General features: G+C 68.0%; 15 protein-coding genes. 10 read left to right on the plus strand and 5 right to left on the minus strand.

Annotated elements, in window-relative coordinates; all coding sequences use genetic code 11:
* Window positions 1–31 precede the first annotated feature (31 nt).
* Both ABL312_RS14715 and ABL312_RS14720 read right to left on the minus strand, forming a co-directional pair.
* Window positions 32–643, minus strand: coding sequence for a DUF1326 domain-containing protein (locus tag ABL312_RS14715; RefSeq protein WP_349358157.1), 612 nt, complete (start codon window positions 641–643; stop codon window positions 32–34).
* A gap of 52 nt (window positions 644–695) precedes the next feature.
* Complete coding sequence (locus tag ABL312_RS14720; RefSeq protein WP_349358158.1) at window positions 696–1550, minus strand: DUF2182 domain-containing protein; 855 nt, start codon at window positions 1548–1550, stop codon at window positions 696–698.
* 228 nt (window positions 1551–1778) lie between these two features.
* On the opposite strand from ABL312_RS14720, the gene ABL312_RS14725 reads away from it, so the two are divergent.
* The 8 genes from ABL312_RS14725 (at window position 1779) to urtE (ending at window position 13516) form a co-directional block, all read left to right on the plus strand.
* A complete protein-coding gene (locus ABL312_RS14725) occupies window positions 1779–2516 on the plus strand; it encodes an FCD domain-containing protein (protein ID WP_349358159.1) in 738 nt (245 codons plus the stop codon).
* A 134-nt stretch (window positions 2517–2650) separates the two neighbouring features.
* On the plus strand, window positions 2651–6073 hold the full coding sequence (locus ABL312_RS14730) for a DNA methyltransferase (protein ID WP_349358160.1): 3423 nt from the start codon (window positions 2651–2653) through the stop codon (window positions 6071–6073).
* 131 nt (window positions 6074–6204) lie between these two features.
* Window positions 6205–7434 carry a CaiB/BaiF CoA-transferase family protein gene (locus ABL312_RS14735; protein WP_349358161.1) on the plus strand — a complete coding sequence of 410 codons (1230 nt, stop codon included), beginning with the start codon at window positions 6205–6207 and terminating at the stop codon, window positions 7432–7434.
* Window positions 7435–7686: 252 nt separating this feature from the next.
* Window positions 7687–8985, plus strand: a complete 1299-nt coding sequence (urtA, locus tag ABL312_RS14740; protein WP_349358162.1) for an urea ABC transporter substrate-binding protein — start codon at window positions 7687–7689, stop codon at window positions 8983–8985.
* Between the two features lie 162 nt (window positions 8986–9147).
* The gene (gene urtB, locus ABL312_RS14745; protein WP_349358163.1) at window positions 9148–10830 is read left to right on the plus strand and encodes an urea ABC transporter permease subunit UrtB; all 1683 of its coding nucleotides are present in this window, start codon (window positions 9148–9150) and stop codon (window positions 10828–10830) included.
* The gene (gene urtC / locus ABL312_RS14750; RefSeq protein ID WP_349358164.1) at window positions 10827–11996 is read left to right on the plus strand and encodes an urea ABC transporter permease subunit UrtC; all 1170 of its coding nucleotides are present in this window, start codon (window positions 10827–10829) and stop codon (window positions 11994–11996) included. The genes urtB and urtC overlap by 4 nt, the downstream gene beginning before the upstream one ends.
* 4 nt (window positions 11997–12000) lie before the next feature.
* On the plus strand, window positions 12001–12747 hold the full coding sequence (gene urtD / locus ABL312_RS14755) for an urea ABC transporter ATP-binding protein UrtD (RefSeq protein WP_349358165.1): 747 nt from the start codon (window positions 12001–12003) through the stop codon (window positions 12745–12747).
* Window positions 12728–13516, plus strand: coding sequence for an urea ABC transporter ATP-binding subunit UrtE (urtE, locus tag ABL312_RS14760; protein ID WP_349358167.1), 789 nt, complete (start codon window positions 12728–12730; stop codon window positions 13514–13516). Before urtD ends, urtE begins: the two co-directional genes overlap by 20 nt.
* A gap of 60 nt (window positions 13517–13576) precedes the next feature.
* Here the strand turns inward: urtE and ABL312_RS14765 are convergent, their stop codons facing one another.
* The 3 genes from ABL312_RS14765 to ABL312_RS14775 all read right to left on the minus strand — a co-directional run bounded on the left by ABL312_RS14765 (window position 13577) and on the right by ABL312_RS14775 (window position 16178).
* Window positions 13577–14524 (minus strand): transposase, encoded by a 948-nt coding sequence (locus ABL312_RS14765; RefSeq protein WP_349357457.1) that lies wholly within the window; start codon window positions 14522–14524, stop codon window positions 13577–13579.
* Window positions 14525–14887: 363 nt separating this feature from the next.
* Complete coding sequence (locus ABL312_RS14770; protein ID WP_349358168.1) at window positions 14888–15646, minus strand: SDR family oxidoreductase; 759 nt, start codon at window positions 15644–15646, stop codon at window positions 14888–14890.
* 133 nt (window positions 15647–15779) lie between these two features.
* A complete protein-coding gene (locus tag ABL312_RS14775) occupies window positions 15780–16178 on the minus strand; it encodes a DUF2177 family protein (RefSeq protein ID WP_349358169.1) in 399 nt (132 codons plus the stop codon).
* A gap of 235 nt (window positions 16179–16413) precedes the next feature.
* On the opposite strand from ABL312_RS14775, the gene bfr reads away from it, so the two are divergent.
* Window positions 16414–16899 carry a bacterioferritin gene (gene bfr / locus ABL312_RS14780; RefSeq protein WP_349358170.1) on the plus strand — a complete coding sequence of 162 codons (486 nt, stop codon included), beginning with the start codon at window positions 16414–16416 and terminating at the stop codon, window positions 16897–16899.
* 238 nt (window positions 16900–17137) lie between these two features.
* The gene (locus ABL312_RS14785; protein ID WP_349358171.1) at window positions 17138–18295 is read left to right on the plus strand and encodes a hypothetical protein; all 1158 of its coding nucleotides are present in this window, start codon (window positions 17138–17140) and stop codon (window positions 18293–18295) included.
* Window positions 18296–18309: the final 14 nt, after the last annotated feature.

Below are 18309 nucleotides of genomic sequence, written 5' to 3' on the forward strand. Positions count from 1 at the left end.
CTTGCGCGGTTGTTTCGCGCGCGGCTCCGCCTCAGCCTTGCCCGGCCCAGTCGATCTGGCAAATCTCGGCGCTGCGGCCGTCGAAGTCCCACACCCGGCCGAAGGCGCGCACCCGCCCCTTGGAGGCCGTCGCGACGGTGACATCCGGCCCCATCCAGTAACCGGTGTTGGTGACCATGACGTCGGTATCCGGATCCGGCCCCTCGATTGGCGCGACAGCACCCTGGATCGCCTTGCCGACCGTCAGCCGCCGGGTCTTGCCCTCGGTCACGAAGTCGACAGGCGCGCGCTCCGCGCCGAGGAACTCCGAGACCAGCACCTTGAACAGCCCCGTGGTGCCCCTCGCGCGGCCCGAGAAGATCTCGATCAGCCCGTCGTAGGCCGCCTCGGACGCCCGCTCGTCGATATAGGCGGCGCATTTCCAGTTGCCGCGCGCCATCTGGCCCGGAATGTCGAGAATGAGACCGACGTTGAGGCCCGACAGGTCTTCCCCCTCATAGTGACCGGCGTCGATGCGCACGCCCGCCCAGGCCTGGCAATAGCCTTCCGTCGGCGGATGCTTGCCGAGCGACACGACGCACGGGCAGAACACCGTGCAATTGCAGTTGAGGATCAACTCCCCCTTGATGGCCCAACTCGCCATGCCGTTTCCTTCCCCGATTGTCTTTTGGGTTTGACGTTTTTCAGTTCCGAACTCAGATCAGGCCGGCGGCCGCCGCGCCCTGCCACGCGGCCGCGAGGATCAGCGCCCCGGCCAGCGGCCGGGTGACGAAGCGGCCGATGTCGGGCAGCTTTTCCACCACCATGACCAGCGTCGCGAGCCCCATGAAGGCGAGGTTCATCGTGCCGCCGACGAAGGCGAGCAGCATCAGCGCCCAGCAGCAGCCGACGCAGACAAGCCCCAGCCGCAGCCCCATGCGCGCGGCACCCGCGACGCCCGCGCGCCAATGCCCCAGAAAGAAGGTGAGCGGCGCCCGGCACTGGCTGAGACAGGCCGCCTTGGCCGGCGACAGCTGATAGAGCCCGGCCCCCAGCAGCAGCAGCGCGGCGAGGCCGGGCGCCAGCAGCACGCCGTCGGGCCGCAGCAGCCCTTGCGCGGAAAACCACAGTTGCAGCCCCGCGCCGACGACCGAAAACCCGAGCCAGGCGGCCAGATAACCGCCGAGAAGCGCGAGGAAGCCGGCGATCCCGCCAGCGCCCGCCGACGCCAGATCGAGATAGGTCCTGAGAGCCGGCACCGCCGTCGGCGCCATCATGGCAAGGCTCATGACGCCCCACATGGCGACGAGGGCGGGCAGGCCCGCGAGCCCGGGCGTCACGGTGCACAGCGCGCGCCAGTAGTCGGCGCCGAAGACCTCGGCTCCGGGCGGAAGCTGCACGGCGGCGGCCATCGCCGTCAGCACCGCCCAGGCGGCGAGCACCAGCGCGAAGAAGGAGACCCAGGCAAACGCCCGCGCCCGACCCGCACGCATCGCCCCCGCCGTCGTTATCGCTCCACCAGCGGCGCCAAGCACCGCGTCCCCGAAGCCGTTGCCAGCACGGTCTCCCATGCGCGTTTCCCCCGGCCCTGCCGATCCTCGTGCACGCTCTCTTGGGTGCACGTTTGTCCGGAGCGGCGATGCCACGCGATCCCGCCACGCCATCGGCCCGCCCCTCTTCGGCCGGAAGCATCGAAAACGGGTCCGTTAATGTCAAACATTATTTTGTCTGACATTTATTGGATTGACATTTGACCGCGCTCAATCAGCTCTCTAAGCTCGCGCGCCGAGGGAGAGCCCATGGCAATCGAGTATTCCGGCATCACCCGCGAGGGCCTGTCCAAGCAGATCGCCGACGCCATCCGCGACGCCATCGTCGACGGCCGGCTGATGGTGGACGAGCGGCTGCCGAGCGAGACGGAGCTGGCCGAGCGCTTCGGCGTGTCGCGCCCGACCGTGCGCGAGGCCTTGAAGCGGCTGGCGGCGCAAAATCTCATCCGCACCCAGCGCGGGCCGACGGGGGGCGCCTTCGTCAACCGGCTGAGCTGGTCGGAGGCGCATGACGCGCTGGTCACCACCTCGACGCTGCTGATCGGCATGAACGAGATCCCCATCGAGGCGGCGATCGAGGCCCGCTTCGCGCTGGAAGCCGCCTGCGTGCCCTTCGCCGCCGAACGGCGCACGGACGATCATCTCGCGGTTCTGCGCGCCGAGGCCGCCGCCCAGCGCGGCGACGCCCTGACCGACGACCCGCTGACCGACGAGGCCTTTTGCGCCTCCGACGTGCGCTTCCACCGCGCGCTGGTGGAGGCCGCCGACAACCCGGTGCTGTCCTTCCAGATGGCCGGGGTCATCGAGGCGATGCAGCCCTTGATGAACATGCTGACCTACCGCATGCGCGACCGCACCCGCATCGCCGACCTGCACGCGGCGCTGGCCGACGCGCTCGCCGCCCGCGACACCGACGCGGCGCTGGCCGCGCTCACCGCGCTCGGCGACTATACCCGCGATCTCGCCCGCGCCCGCCGCGCCGGCTGACGGCGCACACGATCCAACGCGCCGACTGACGGCGCACGCGATCCAACGCGCCGGCTGACGGCGCGCGCGGCGCTTGCACGGCGGCCGGTCTTGGGCGAAAAGCGTCAGGACTGAGGCGAGGGAGTCGGGGCCGGATGCAATCCGAGGTGGAAGCGTTCATCGCCAAATGGCAGGGTCGGGAAGGCGGCCAGGAGCGCGCCAATTACGCCCTCTTCCTCACCGAGCTGTGCGACGTGCTGGGCGAACCCCATCCCGACGGCGCCGGCGCGAGTCATGCCGAAAATGACTACGTCTTCGAACGCGTGGTGCGCGAAACCGCGCGCGACGGCACGGTCTCCCACAAGCGCATCGACCTCTACAAGCGCGACTGTTTCGTGCTGGAGGCCAAGCAGAGCCGCTGGTCGGGCGACAAGAAGATGGGCGAGGCGCCGCCCCCGCCCGGCCTCGACGCCGCCCCGCGCGGCCGGCGCTCGGGCGCGGACCGCGCCTGGGACTCGCTGATGATCAACGCCTACAAGCAGGCGGAAAACTACGTCCGCCTGCTGCCGGCGGGCCATGAGCCGCCGCCCTTCGTGCTGGTCTGCGACGTCGGCCACTGCATCGAGGTCTATGCCAACTTCCGCCGCGACGGGAAGGCCTACGACCAGTTTCCCGACCGCCGCTCCTTCCGCATCTATCTGGAGGACCTGCGCGACCCGCAAGTGCGCGCGCGGCTCGCCGCGATCTGGCGCGCGCCGATGGACCTCGACCCCTCGCGCCACGCCGCCAAGGTGACGCGCGAGATCGCGGGCCGCATCGCCCGGGTGAGCCAGGCGCTGGAGCGCGAGGGCTATCCGGCGGAAGAGGTCGCGATGTTCCTCATGCGCGTGCTCTTCACGATGTTCGCGGAGGATGTCGAGCTTCTGCCCAGGGACAGCTTCAAGACACTGCTGAAGGACTGCGCCGACAAGCCCGAGATCTTCCCCGGCATGATGGAGGATCTGTGGAAGGCGATGGACGAGGGCGGCTTCACCGCCACGATCCGCGAGAAGGTCAAGCGCTTCAACGGCGCGTTCTTCGCCAACCGCCGGGCGCTGAAGCTCGCGCGGGAGGAAATCGACGAACTCGTCGCGGCCGCCAGCCACGACTGGAAGGACGTGGAGCCGGCGATCTTCGGCACCTTTCTGGAGCAGGCGCTCGATCCGGGCGAGCGGCGCAAGCTCGGCGCGCATTACACCCCGCGCGCCTATGTCGAACGCCTCGTCATCGCCACCGTGATCGACCCGTTGCAGGGCGAATGGGACGAAAGCCTCGCCACCATCGAGCGGCTGCGCGCCGACGGGCGCGACAGGGACGCGGTGGCCATCGCCCGGGCCTTTCACGAGAAACTCTGCGAGACGCTGGTGCTCGACCCGGCCTGCGGCACCGGCAACTTTCTCTATGTCTCGCTGGAGCTGATGAAGAAGCTCGAGGGCAAGGTGCTGGAAACGCTCGTCGATCTCGGCGGGCAGGAGGCGCTGGCGCTCGACCGGCACGCGGTCGACCCGCATCAGTTCCTGGGACTGGAAGTCAACCCGCGCGCCGCCGCCATCGCCGAGCTGGTGCTGTGGATCGGCCATCTGCAATGGCACTTCAAGAACCGGGGCGTCGCGCCGACCGAGCCGATCCTGCGCAAGTTCGACAATATCCGCTGCATGGACGCGGTGCTCGCCTGGGACGGCCAGCCGCTGCCGCGGGTGGTCGACGGCAAGGAGGTGCTGCCCGACCCGCGCGTGCCCGATTGGCCCAAGGCCGACTACATCGTCGGCAATCCGCCCTTCGTCGGCGGCAAGGACATCCGCGCGCGCATGGGCTCGGCCTATGCGCAAGCGCTCTGGGCGGCCCACCCGCACATGAACGAAAGCGCGGATTTCGTCATGTACTGGTGGGACCGGGCGGCGGAGATCCTCTTGCGCCCCAGGACAAGGCTGAAGCGCTTCGGCTTCGTGACGACCAACTCGATCAGCCAGGTGTTCCAGCGCCGGGTGATGGTGCGCCATCTCACCGCCAAGAAGCCGCTGTCGCTCGTTCTGGCGATCCCCGACCACCCCTGGACCAAGGTCACTCGCGACAGCGCGGCGGTGCGCATCGCCATGACGGTGGCGCGCGCCGGCACCCACGAGGGCCGGCTGCGCGAGGTGGTCGCGGAAGCCGGCCTCGACAGCGACAGCCCGGTGATCGCCTTTCGCGACAAGCGCGGGATCATCCATTCCGACCTCACGGTCGGCGTGGATGTGTCGTCGGTGCAGGAGCTCAAGGCCAACGAGGGCCTGTCGTCCCGCGGCATGGCACTCCACGGCTCCGGCTTCATCGTCACGCCGCAAGAGGCCGCGCATCTCGGTCTCGGGCGCCGGCCGGGGCTGGAGAATCACATCCGCGCCTATCGCAACGGCCGCGATCTCACCGGCCGGCCGCGCGGCGTCATGGTGATCGATCTCTTCGGGCTCACGGCGGAGGAGGTGCGTCACCGGTTTCCCGAGGTCTATCAGCATTTGCAGGTGACGGTGAAGGCGACGCGCGACAAGCACGTTGCCGATGCGGCAACCCCGACAAAGGACGCGATCTCCTACGCCCAGAATTGGTGGCTCTTCGGCAAACCCCGCAGCGAGCTTCGTCCCGCCCTCGCCGATCTCCCCCGCTACATCGCCACCGTGGAAACGACCAAGCACCGGGTGTTCCAGTTCCTTGGACAGGAGATCCTGCCGGACAACATGCTGGTCGCCATCGGTCTCGACGATCCCTTCGCCCTCGGCGTTCTCTCGTCGCGCATTCATGGGCTTTGGGCCTTGCGCGCTGGCGGCTGGCTCGGCGTCGGCAACGATCCGCGCTACTCGAAATCCCGCTGCTTCGATCCCTTCCCCTTCCCCGACGCGGCCTTGGAGCAGCGGGCGGAGATCGGCGCAATCGCCGAGGAGCTGGATGCGCATCGCAAGAAGGTGCTCGAAGACCACGATCACCTGACGCTCACCGGGCTCTACAACGTGCTGGAGCGGCTGAAGGCCGGGGCCGCCGCCGGCGACCTCTCCGACAAGGAGCGGACGATCCTCGACGACGGGCTGGTGCTGATCCTCAAGGAGTTGCACGAGCGGCTCGACGCGGCCGTCGCCGCCGCCTACGGCTGGCCGGCGGATTTGGGCGAAGAGGAGATCCTCGCCCGCCTCGTCGCGCTCAACAAGGAGCGGGCCCGCGAGGAAGCGCGCGGTCATGTGCGCTGGCTGCGCCCCGACTATCAGATCCCGCGCTTCGGCTCCGACGCCGACAAGGCCGAGCAGATCGAGGCCGATCTGGGCGTCGCGCCGGTCGCCGTCGCGCGCGGCCCCAAGCCCGCCTTCCCGCGCGCCGAGCGCGATCAGACGCCGGCGGTGCTCGCCCGCCTGATGGAGGCCGACGGCCCCCTCGACGCCGCCACCATCGCCGCCTCCTTCAAGCAGGGCCGGCGCTGCCTGCCGGCCGTCACCGCCGTGCTTGCCGCGCTGCACCGGCTCGGGCTCGTCTCCAGCGCCGACGGGCGCGGCTTCTCGCTACGCCAGGCGGCCTGAGACGGCCCGCCCGCCGGCTTCCCCCCTACAAGACCGCCCGGAATGGGGTTTCTCCGCTAAGTCATTGGACGCCCCGGCACAGGCGGGCTACCACTTGCGCCAAATTCTCACATCATTCAGCGAGATCCCTCATGACCGGCCCCTTGTCGCATCTGCGCGTCCTCGACCTTTCCCGCGTGCTCGCCGGGCCCTGGGCGACCCAGACGCTGGCAGACATGGGCGCCGAGGTGATCAAGATCGAGCGTCCCGGCACGGGCGACGACACGCGCGGCTGGGGCCCGCCCTACATCGAGGGGCCGGAGGGCGACACCCGCGAGAGCGCCTATTTCCTCTCCGCCAACCGCGGCAAGAAATCCGTCGCCGTCGATATCACGACGGAAGAGGGACGCGCGCTGCTCACCCGGCTCGCGGAAAAGTCCGACATTCTGGTCGAGAACTACAAGGTCGGCGGACTGACCAAATATGGCCTCGACTACGACAGTCTGTCGAAGATCAATCCGGGCCTGATCTACTGCTCCATCACCGGCTTCGGCCAGACCGGCCCCTACGCCAAGCGGGCCGGGTACGACTTCATGATCCAGGGCATGGCAGGGCTGATGTCGGTCACCGGCGAGGCGGACGGCAGGCCCGGCGGCGGACCGCAGAAGGTCGGCGTGGCGCTCGCCGACATTCTCACCGGGCTGAACGCGACGGTCGCGATCCTCGGCGCGCTCAGCCATCGCGAGCGCACCGGCGAGGGCCAGCACATCGACCTCGCCCTGTTCGACGTACAGGTCGCCTCGCTCGCCAATCAGGCGCTCAACTATCTGGCCTCCGGCACCCCGCCGACCCGGCTCGGCAACGCGCATCCCAACATCGTGCCCTATCAGGCCTTCGAGACGGCGGACGGTCATCTGATCCTCGCCGTCGGCAACGACGGGCAGTTCGCCCGCTTCTGCGAGCTCGCCGGCCGGCCGGAGCTTTCCGCCGATCCCGCCTTCGCCACCAACAGTGCCCGCGTCGCCAACCGCGAGACGCTTGCGCCGCAGGTCGCGGAGATCCTCAAGACCCGCACCACCCGCGAGTGGATCGCAGCGCTGGAACCGGCCGCCGTGCCCTGCGGGCCGATCAACACCATCGACCAGGTGTTCGAGGAACCCCAGGCCAAGGCGCGCGGCCTCGCCACGCGCATGACCCATGCCGGCGGCATGGAGGTGCCGGGCGTCGCGAGCCCCCTGCGCTTCTCCAGGACGCCGGTCGACGACACCGTCGCCCCGCCCGCGCTCGGCCAGCACACCCGCTCCGTGCTCGCCGAGGTCCTGGGCCTGAGCGACGAGACCATCGCGGCCCACGAAAAGGCCGGCGTGGTCGAGGCCCGCTGAGGCCGCCCCGGCGGCGGCGCCCAGATTTATTGCACTGCAAAAAGTTTATGCAATTCATCCTCGCGGCGCACAATTATGCACCGCGAGGCCGACCGGCCTTGCGCGCGCGACCTGGCGACGGACGTAAGGTAACGCTTTGTTAGGAAAATGACCTTCGTCCCGAGGCCGCTCCGAAACCGCGGCTGGCACGGTTCTTGATCTCCTCGTCTGTCGTCTCTTCCTTCCAGAACAGACGCGACAGAGGGGAACCCAATGAAAATCCAGTCCAGACGTTTCGCGATTGGGGCCGTGGTCGGCGCGCTGATCGCCACCACGGCGCTCACCAGCCCGGCGCAGGCCGAGGAGACCATCAAGGTCGGCATCCTGCATTCGCTCTCCGGCACCATGGCGATCTCCGAGACCACGCTCAAGGACGCCATGCTGATGCTCATCGAGCAGCAGAACGAAAAGGGCGGCCTGCTCGGCAAGAAGCTGGAGCCGGTGGTGGTCGATCCGGCGTCCGACTGGCCGCTGTTCGCGGAAAAGGCGCGCGAGCTGATCGAGGTCAACGAGGTCGCGGCGGTCTTCGGCTGCTGGACCTCGGTGTCGCGCAAGTCCGTTCTGCCGGTCTTCGAGGAGCTGAACAGCCTGCTCTTCTACCCCGTGCAATACGAGGGCGAGGAAAGCCAGCGCAACGTCTTCTACACCGGCGCCGCGCCCAACCAGCAGGCGATCCCGGCCGTCGACTATCTGATGAACGAGGAAGGCGTGGAGCGCTGGGTGCTGGCCGGCACGGATTATGTCTATCCGCGCACCACCAACAAGATCCTGGAAGCCTATCTGAAGTCCAAGGGCGTGGCCGCCGAGGACATCATGATCAACTACACGCCCTTCGGCCACAGCGACTGGCAGACCATCGTCTCCGACATCAAGGCCTTCGGCTCCGCCGGCAAGAAGACGGCCGTCGTCTCGACGATCAACGGCGACGCCAATGTGCCCTTCTACAAGGAGCTGGGCAACGCCGGCATCCGCGCCGAGGACATTCCGGTCGTCGCCTTCTCCGTCGGCGAGGAGGAACTCGCCGGGCTCGACACCGAGCCGCTGGTCGGCCATCTCGCCGCCTGGAACTACTTCCAGTCCGTCGACACGGACATCAACGCCGAGTTCATCGACGCCTGGCACGCCTTCACCGGCGACGACACCCGCGTGACCAACGACCCGATGGAAGCCCATTTCATCGGCTTCAACATGTGGGTCGAGGCGGTCGAGAAGGCCGGCACCACCGATCCCGACGCGGTGATCGACGCCATCATCGGCGTGACCGTGCCCAATCTCACCGGCGGCTATTCGGCGATGATGCCGAACCACCACATCACCAAGCCCGTGCTGATCGGCGAGATCCAGGACGACGGCCAGTTCGAGATCGTGTGGGAGACCTCCGGCATGGTCGTCGGCGATGCCTGGTCCGACTACCTCGAAGGCTCGAAGGACCTGATCGCCGACTGGCGCAAGCCGCTGTCCTGCGGAAACTTCAACACCGCCACCGGAAAATGCGGCGGCTCGGGCACCTGACGCCCGCCGTCGCATCCAGGGGGGAGGGAGGCGGGCAATGCACCCGCCTCCCCCGACCCCCCCGCGACGTTCCGCCCGATCCATGACACGCCAAGGCCCGTCGCGGCCCTTCCGATCCCGGATCGTCCTTTCCGTTTCTCCAAAGCCGGTGACCGTCTCCCCATGCCGCCAGACCGCGTCCGACCGTTTCGCCCGCGCGCCGCGCGTCTCCTGCTGCCGTTCCTCGCGGCGCTTGTCTGCGCGCTGAGCCTCGCGCTCGGCCCGTCAACGGCGCGTGCCCAGTCCAACGACAAATCCGACGTCGAGGTGCTGCGCCCGCTCGTCGACGCGCTCGCCGGCGGCGGCTTCGACGAGACCCAGGCGCAGATCGACGCGCTCGCCGCGACCGGCGATCCCCGCGCGGCCCCCGTGCTGGAGGCGCTGGCCGAGGGCGATCTCTACGCCCGCGCAAGCGACGGCCGGGTCTTCGTCGGCGCGCGGGACGGGCGCGACTACCGGCTGACCGATCCGCTGACCGGCGCGGACGCCGGAACCGCCGCGCGCCGCGCGGTCGACAAGATCCGCGTCAACAACCGGCTGCGCCGGGCCATTCGCACAGCACTCGGCACGCTCACCCTGCGCGCCCCCGATCCCGCCATCCGGCTGGCCGCCGCCGACGCGATCTTCAAGGCGCAGGACGTCGACAGTCTCGACGCGCTGGAGGCGGCCCTCGCCGCCGAGACCGATCCGGCCGTCGCCACGGCCCTCGGCGAGGCGCGTGCGGCCGCGCTTCTGGCCTCCGACCGGCCGCTGGAGGACAAGCGCGCGGCCATCGACGTGCTGGCCGCGCGCGGCGACCGGGACGCGCTGTCGCTGCTGACCGGGCTTTCCAGCGACGCCGCCCAGGCCGATCTGCACGACCAGGCCAACGCCGCCATCGAGCGGATCGAGCGCGTTCAGGCCGCCTGGGACATGGCGCGCAACGTGTGGTTCGGGATCTCGCTCGGTTCCGTGCTGCTCTTGGCCGCCATCGGGCTCGCCATCACCTTCGGCGTGATGGGCGTCATCAACATGGCGCATGGCGAGATGGTGATGCTCGGCGCCTACACCACCTTCGTGATCCAGAGCCTGTTTCGCGCGCACGCGCCGGAATTCTTCGACTATTCGCTGCTGGTCGCGCTGCCGGCCGCCTTTCTGGTCGCCGCCCTCGTCGGGATCGCCATCGAGCGCGGCATCATCCGCTTCCTGCACGACCGGCCGCTGGAGACGCTGCTCGCCACCTGGGGCGTGTCGCTGATCCTGCAGCAGGGCGTGCGCACGATCTTCGGCCCCACCAACCAGGAGGTCGGCAATCCCTCCTTCATGTCCGGCGCCTTCGAGATCGGGCAGATGACGATCACCTACAACCGGCTGTGGATCGTGGTCTTCTCGCTCGTCGTCTTCGCCGGGCTGCTGCTCTTGATGAAGGCGACCCGCTTCGGCCTGACCGTGCGCGCGGTGACGCAGAACCGGCGCATGTCCGCCTCCATGGGCATCCGCACGCCGGTGATCGACGCGCTCACCTTCGGGCTCGGCTCCGGCATCGCCGGCATCGCCGGCGTCGCCCTGTCGCAGATCGACAACGTCTCGCCCAACCTCGGTCAGGCCTACATCATCGACAGTTTCATGGTGGTGGTCTTCGGCGGCGTCGGAAATCTCTGGGGCACGCTGCTCGGCGCGATGACGCTGGGCGTCGCCAACAAGTTCCTGGAGCCCTTCGCCGGCGCGGTGCTCGCCAAGATCCTGGTGCTGGTCTTCATCATCCTGTTCATCCAGAAGCGCCCGCGCGGTCTGTTCGCGCTCAAGGGCCGGGCGGTGGAATCATGATGCACCGCTATCTTGCCGGCGGGCTGACCGGCGGACGCCTCGCCCTGCTGATCGCCCTCGTGGCGCTCGCCATCCTCGTGCCCGCGCTCAATCTGGCCCTGCCCGAGAGCCATCCGCTGCATGTGCCCACCTATGCCGTCACCTTGATGGGCAAATATCTCACCTATGCGCTGCTGGCGCTGGCGCTCGATCTGGTGTGGGGCTATTGCGGCATTCTCTCGCTCGGCCATGCCGCCTTCTTCGCGCTCGGCGGCTATGCCATGGGCATGTATCTGATGCGCCAGATCGGATCGCGCGGCGTCTATGGCGACCCGCTGCTGCCCGACTTCATGGTGTTCCTGAACTGGGACGCCCTGCCCTGGTACTGGACCGGCTTCGATCTCTTTCCGTTCGCGCTGCTGATGGCGCTCGTCGTGCCGGGGGTGCTCGCCTTCGTCTTCGGCTGGTTCGCCTTCCGCTCGCGGGTGACCGGCGTGTATCTGTCGATCATCACACAGGCGATGACCTTCGCGCTGATGCTCGCCTTCTTCCGCAACGACATGGGCTTCGGCGGCAACAACGGGCTCACCGACTTCAAGGACCTGCTCGGCTTCGACCTGCAGGCGGATGCGACCCGCGCCGGCCTGTTCGCGGCTTCCGCCCTGACGCTCGCCGGCGCGCTGCTGCTCGCCATCGCGCTCACCTCCTCCAAGCTCGGCCAGGTGCTGATCGCCGTGCGCGACGCGGAAAGCCGCACCCGCTTCATCGGCTACCGTGTGGAGCACTACAAGCTCTTCGTGTGGACGCTCTCGGCCATGATGGCGGGGCTTGCCGGCGCGCTCTACGTGCCGCAGGTCGGCATCATCAATCCCGGCGAATTCGCCCCGGCCAACTCCATCGAGGCGGTGATCTGGGTCGCCGTCGGCGGGCGCGGCACGCTGATCGGCCCGATCCTGGGGGCCGGCCTCGTCAACTTCGCGAAGAGCTGGTTCACCGCCGCCCTGCCGGAGTTCTGGCTGTTCGCGCTTGGCGGGCTCTTCGTCGTCGTCACGCTGTTCCTGCCCAAGGGGATCGTCGGCCTCGCCGTGTCCCTGAAGGCGCGCGCAACGCGCAAGCCCGCACGGACCGACTCGGGCCGGGACACGGACGCCCCCGCGTCCACCGACAGCCGCCAGGCCGCGGAGTAAGCCGATGACCGTGACCGACACGCTTCTCTACCTCGACGGCGTCAGCGTCTCCTTCGACGGCTTCAAGGCGCTCAACAACCTCTCCTTTCTGATCGGGCGCGGCGAGATGCGCGCCATCATCGGCCCCAACGGCGCCGGCAAGACGACCATGATGGACGTGATCACCGGCAAGACCCGCCCCGACACCGGCGACCTCACCTTCAAGGGCGGGATCGATCTGACCGCGCATGACGAGGCGGAGATCGCCGGCTTCGGCATCGGGCGGAAATTCCAGAAGCCGACGGTCTTCGAAAGCCACACCGTGGAGACCAACATCGCGCTGGCGCTCAAGGCCCCGCGCACGCCCTGGGCGACGCTGTTTCACCGCAGGACCCGGGAAGAAACGGCGCGCATCGACGATCTGCTGACGCTGATCCGCCTCGCCGAGCGGCGCGGCGATCTCGCCGGCAACCTCAGCCACGGCCAGAAGCAATGGCTGGAGATCGGCATGCTGCTCGCCCAGGACCCGGAACTGCTGCTCATCGACGAACCGGCCGCCGGCATGACCGACGCCGAGACGGCGGCAACGGCAACGCTGCTGCGCGACATTTCGGCGACCCATTCGGTCGTCGTGGTGGAACACGACATGGAGTTCGTGCGCGCCCTCGACGTGAAGGTGACCGTGCTGCACGAAGGCTCCGTTCTGGCGGAAGGCTCACTCGACCATGTCTCCAACGACCAGAGGGTGATCGATGTCTATCTCGGCCGCTGACCCCGCCCCCGAGACTGCCCCCGAGACCGCCCGAAAGACCGGGCCCGGGACCGGGATCGAGACCGCCGCCGCCCGCCTCGCGGTGGAGCGGATCGACCTCCACTATGGCGCGGCCCAGGCCCTCAAGGCCGTGAGCCTGGAGGCGGTGCCGGGTCACGTCACCTGCGTGATGGGCCGAAACGGCGTCGGCAAGACGTCGACCTTGCGCGCGATTTCCGGCCAGCATCCGATCTCGTCCGGCAAGATCCTGTGGGACGGGCGCGACATCTCCCGCCTGACGCCCTATGCCCGCGCGCGCGCCGGCATCGCGCTGGTGCCGCAGGGGCGCGACATCTTCCCGCTGCTGAGCGTGAAGGAAAACCTGGAGACCGGTTTTTCCGTGCTGCCGCGCCGCGACCGGAAGGTGCCCGACACGGTGTTCGAGCTGTTCCCCGTGCTCAAGGACATGCTCCGGCGGCGCGGCGGCGATCTCTCCGGCGGCCAGCAGCAGCAGCTCGCGATCGCCCGCGCCATCGTCATGCGTCCGCGCCTGCTGCTGCTCGACGAGCCGACGGAAGGCATCCAGCCTTCGATCATCAAGGACATCGGCCGGGCGATCGCCTATCTGCGCGACACCGGCGAGATGGCGATCGTGCTGGTGGAGCAGTATTTCGAGTTCGCCCGCGATCTTGCCGACCGCTTCGCCGTCATGGACCGGGGCGAGGTCGTGCTCGCCGGCGACGCGCACGAAATGGAGGAGCGCGCCGTGCGCGCGCATCTCACCGTGTGAGCGGCGCGGCTCAGCCGCGCGCGAGACTGCCGACAAAGATAGACCGCACTCTCCGCGTCATCAACTCATTGCGTTGAGTTCGTCTCTCATGCGTGCATTTAGGATGACGACGATCTTTCTCATGACGGCCGTGAGAGCGACGAGCTTCTTCTTTCCGTTTTCGACAAGTCGTTGATAGAAGGGCTTTAACGGGCCCTTGCTGCGTGCCGCGCCAAGGGCGGCCATGAACAGGAGGGAGCGGATCTGCGGGCGTCCGCCGCGGGTCTTTCTGTAGCCCCGGAGTGTCCCGCTGTCTCTGGGGTGCGGAGCAAGGCCAGCGAGAGAGGCGGCCTGCTTGCCGGTCATCGTCCCCAGTTCGGGCATGGTGGCGGCGAGTGCGATGGCGGTTCGCGGCCCCACGCCCGGAAGGCTGCGGTAAAGAGCGATGCGCCGGGCAAGCAGTCTGCAGCGGACGCACAGCGCGTCGATGGCTGTATCGAGCGCCGCCAGTTGCCGGTCCAGCGTCCGCAGGAGCGCCTTGCAGGAAGAGGCAATCAACGCGCAGCCCGGAGACTTGGCCCGATTGAGCTCGGCGACCCGGATCGCCATGAGATCCTGCCTACGGGCCACGAGCGCGGCCAGCCTGGCCTGTGTGTCTCCGCTTGGCTGATGCAGCGACAGGCGCTGCCAGCGCTCCTGCCCGTAGGCGGCGAGCAGACCGGCGTCGATCGCGTCGGTCTTGGCCAGGCGTCCGAAGGAGCGTGCGAAAGCCTTGACCTTCAAGGTGTCGGCCCGGTGGCAGGGGACCCCTGCGGCCCTGAGTTCAACCAGCAGCAGGCGTTCATATCCGCCGGTCGGCTCGCAGACGACCAGCGTGCCGGAAGGCAGGCCGGCGACGAGCTTGCGGATCGCGCGGGTCGTGTTGGCGACGCTGCGCGCCGCATTGCCGCGACAGGCGGAGACGGCCAGCGTCTGCTTCGAGACATCGATGCCGACGACATGGGGTGGGGCATGTTCCAGAAAAGCCATGGCGGTGGTATCCTGATCAGGCTTCGGATTGTTCGCGGGCGTGGTGACAGCCAGAGGCCCCATCAACTCTCCAAGCGGGAAAAGGAAGCGGCAGGGACCCTGATGACGACGGGTGGAAACCCAATCCCGGAACGGTCGCCTGCCACCGGTCTCCCGGCAATCTATGGGCCGGGAGACCGCCCCCACTCTAACACTCCTTCAAACGAACAATCCCGGCTGCAGCGCAGCGGCAAGCCGGGATCGGAGAGCCACCGGGCGCGCGTTCCAAGCGCCGCGAGATCGAAAGGCCGTGCCTCCCCGGTCCCGGATCGTCGCTCACGCGACGTCCGGGAGGACGCGGCGTGGCAGCCGGCCATGTCCGGCTCAGCCGCGCCCGATATAGGGCATTTTCGTCGCCATCACGGTCATGAACTGCACGTTGGCGTCGAGCGGCAGCGCGGCCATGTGCAGCACGGAACTCGCCACATGGGCAGCATCCATCACCGCCTCGGGGCGCACGGAGCCGTCCGGCTGCGGCACGCCGTCGGGCATCTTCGCCGTCATGTCGGAGGCCGCGTTGCCGATGTCGATCTGTCCGCAGGCGATGTCGAAGGGGCGGCCGTCCAGCGAGATGGAGCGCGTCAGCCCGGTGATGGCGTGCTTGGACGCGGTATAGGCGGCCGAGCCGGGGCGCGGCACATGGGCGGAAATCGAGCCGTTGTTGATGATGCGTCCGCCCTGCGGGTCCTGCGCCCGCATCTGGTTGAAGGCCGCGCGCGCGACCAGAAAGGCGCCGTCGACATTCACCGACATCACCTTGCGCCAGTCCTCGAAGGTGAGATCGCCGACCGGCTTGCCCAGCACTGTGGTGCCCGCATTGTTGAAGACGACGTCGAGCCGGCCGAAGCGGTCCGCGATGGCGCCGAAGAGATCGTCCACGGCGACCGGGTCGCTCACGTCGCAGGGCACGCAGAGCGCGAGATCGGCGTCCGCGCCGGAAAGCGCAACCGTCTCCTCCAGCCTGTCCGCCCGCCGCCCGGCCAGCACCGTCCTGTATCCGGCTTTGAGAAAGGCAATCGCGCAGGCCCGCCCGACCCCGGCGCTCGCCCCCGTCACCAATGCCACGTCGCCCGCTCCGGCCATGTTCGCCCTCCCCTGCCTTGCGCTGTGCCTTGCGCTCTGTCTGGCGCTGTTTCTGGCGCGCAGGATGGCCGAGGCGGCGCGGTCAAGGCAAGCGGATTGCCAGCCCGAAGGTTGCCCGAACGGTTCCGGAGAATCAGACGAACTGGCGCGTGATCATGTAGCCGGCCCAGGCCGACACGCCGGTGACCGTCGTGCCCCAGGTCACGTCGACCAGCGTTACCACCACGGGCCAGTCGCGCAAGGTGGCGAGATTGGTGAAATCGTAGGTGGCATAGGCGAAGAAACCGAACAGCAGGCCGTAGATCAACGCGTCCTGCCACTGGCCGGACTTGAGCGCCGGCGACACCGCAAAAATCACGATGCCGACCACATAGACGGCATAAAAGGCACCCGCGACGGGAAAATTGACCTCGTCGGCCATCAGCGCGCCCAGCCGGTCGCGGTAGAACGACCCGGCGACCCGGGTGAGCCAGACATAGTCGATCCCGAAAAACACGACTGCCGTCGCCAGATAAGCAATGACATAAGACATTCACGGTCCCCTGCAATTCCAACACTGGGTAAACGCAAGCGGACGGCCTCCGGTTCACAAGGCGCCGGCTTTTGCCGCAATGGCTTGCGACACCATGTCTCGCGGCGGGGCACAAGATCCGAAGGGGAAATCTCGGCGTAAAGCCTTCACAGAAGTTTGGAATAATTCTAAGCTGTACCCATTGCGCGCCCGGACAGAACCCATCGCCGGACGCTGGAACCTCAGGAGATTTCGCATGAAGGGCAGTGAAAAGGTCATCGAGCGACTGAACGAGGCGCTCTATCTGGAGCTCGGGGCGGTCAATCAGTACTGGCTGCACTACCGCATGCTCGACGATTGGGGGCTGACCAAGCTCGCCAAGAAGGAGCGCGAGGAGTCGATCGAGGAAATGCAGCACGCCGACAAGCTCGTCGAGCGCATCCTCTTCCTCGAAGGACACCCGAATCTGCAGAAGGTCGCGCCGCTGCGCATCGGGCAGAACGTCAAGGAAGTGCTCGAGGCCGATCTCGCCGGCGAGCATGACGCGCGCGCCTCCTACGCCAAGTCGCGCGACATCTGCCATGACGAGGGCGACTATGTCTCGATGAAGATCTTCGAGGATCTGCTGGCCGACGAGGAAGGCCACATCGACTTCCTCGAGACCCAGCTCGAGCTTCTCGACAAGATCGGCGCCGAGCGCTACGCGCTGCTCAACTCCGGCTCGGCCGACGAAGCCGAATAAGACTCTGCGGCGCCCCCGTCAGGAGGCGAGGCGCCTGGACCAACGCCCGGGGCCGGACGGTCTCGGGCGCAGGCGCTTTCGGCTGCATGTCGGATACCGACCGAATGACAAGGCCCGCCGGGTTCCGGCGGGCTTTTTTGCGTGCAGTCTCCAATATTACAATCATGGGATCTGTTTCCGGTCTATCCTGCGCGTCCGAGGTGCACCTGCACCGGCTTGAATGCGAAAGGCGTGCTAGATGATCCAGTCCGGTTTCGATTTCGACGAAGCGAAAGCCATGCTCGCGCTGTCGCAGGCGATCTACGGCGTGCCGGCGATCCCCGTGCCGACCCCCGATCCGGCCGCGCTCGGCTGGTCGAAGGTGGACATCCTCTCGCCGTCCCGGGCGACGCTGCTCGACAATCTCTGGCAGGTGTGGCGCGACGAGGCCAATCCGAACCGCCACGCCATCGTCGTGCGCGGCACGGTGGACACCACGCCCAGCATTCTGGCCGACCTGCTGTTTCCGCTGGTCGACGCGCGGCTCGATCTGAAGATCCCCGCCGGCGGCAAGGAGATCGACATCCCGTTTCACCTCGCCCGCGACGAGGCGGGCAGCGCGGTGGTCGCCGGCACGCATCTGGGCTTCACGCTGGGCCTGCTCCTGATGCTGCTGACCACCGACCGGCCGCTTCTCCTGACGCTGCTGGCGCTTTCGGCCAACCCGGACGCGGAGATCTTCATCACCGGGCACAGCCAGGGCGCATCGCTGGCGACCCTTCTGACCTCCTTCGTGCGCCATGCCTCCGGCCCCTTCGCGAGCATTTCCAAGGCCGCCGCCAAGACCTACGTCTTTGCCCCTGCGAAGCCCGGCAACGACCATTACGGCAACGACTACGCCGCCATCGCCGGGGTGCGCGGGTTGGCCTGGACGGTGTTGAGCACGCAGGGATGGGTGCCGCAGGTGCCCTTCACGCTGCAGATCCCGAGCGATCTGAACACGCCCAATCCGCTGCGCGCCTATGAGGGGACGCCGCCCGCGACCCTCGATCCGCGCCTCGCGACCCTGCAGGCGGCGCTCGAGCCGATGAGCGTGGCCCTGCGCAAGCAGTCCGAGCTGCAGGCCCGCGCGCTCACCGACACGCTCAAGGCGCAACTCGCCGCCGAAACGCGGCCCGTCGGGGCCGTTCCGGTGCCTACGGGCGAGACCGCCGCCGTTGACGGAGCGGCGCTTTCACACCTTGTCGATTCCGCCCTGTCGCACCTGCAACTGTCGCTGAACTACACCGACGCCGGCGCGCGCGTCCCGCTCTTCGCCACGCCCGGCGGCAATCCGGACGACCCGTCGGACTTTTTCTGGCAGCACCACCTCGGCAACTACTGGACCTACATGCAGGCGCAATACGGGGCGACGTGAACCGGCGCGCCGGC

The organism is Stappia sp. (assembly GCF_040110915.1).
Classification (GTDB): Bacteria; Pseudomonadota; Alphaproteobacteria; order Rhizobiales; family Stappiaceae; genus Stappia.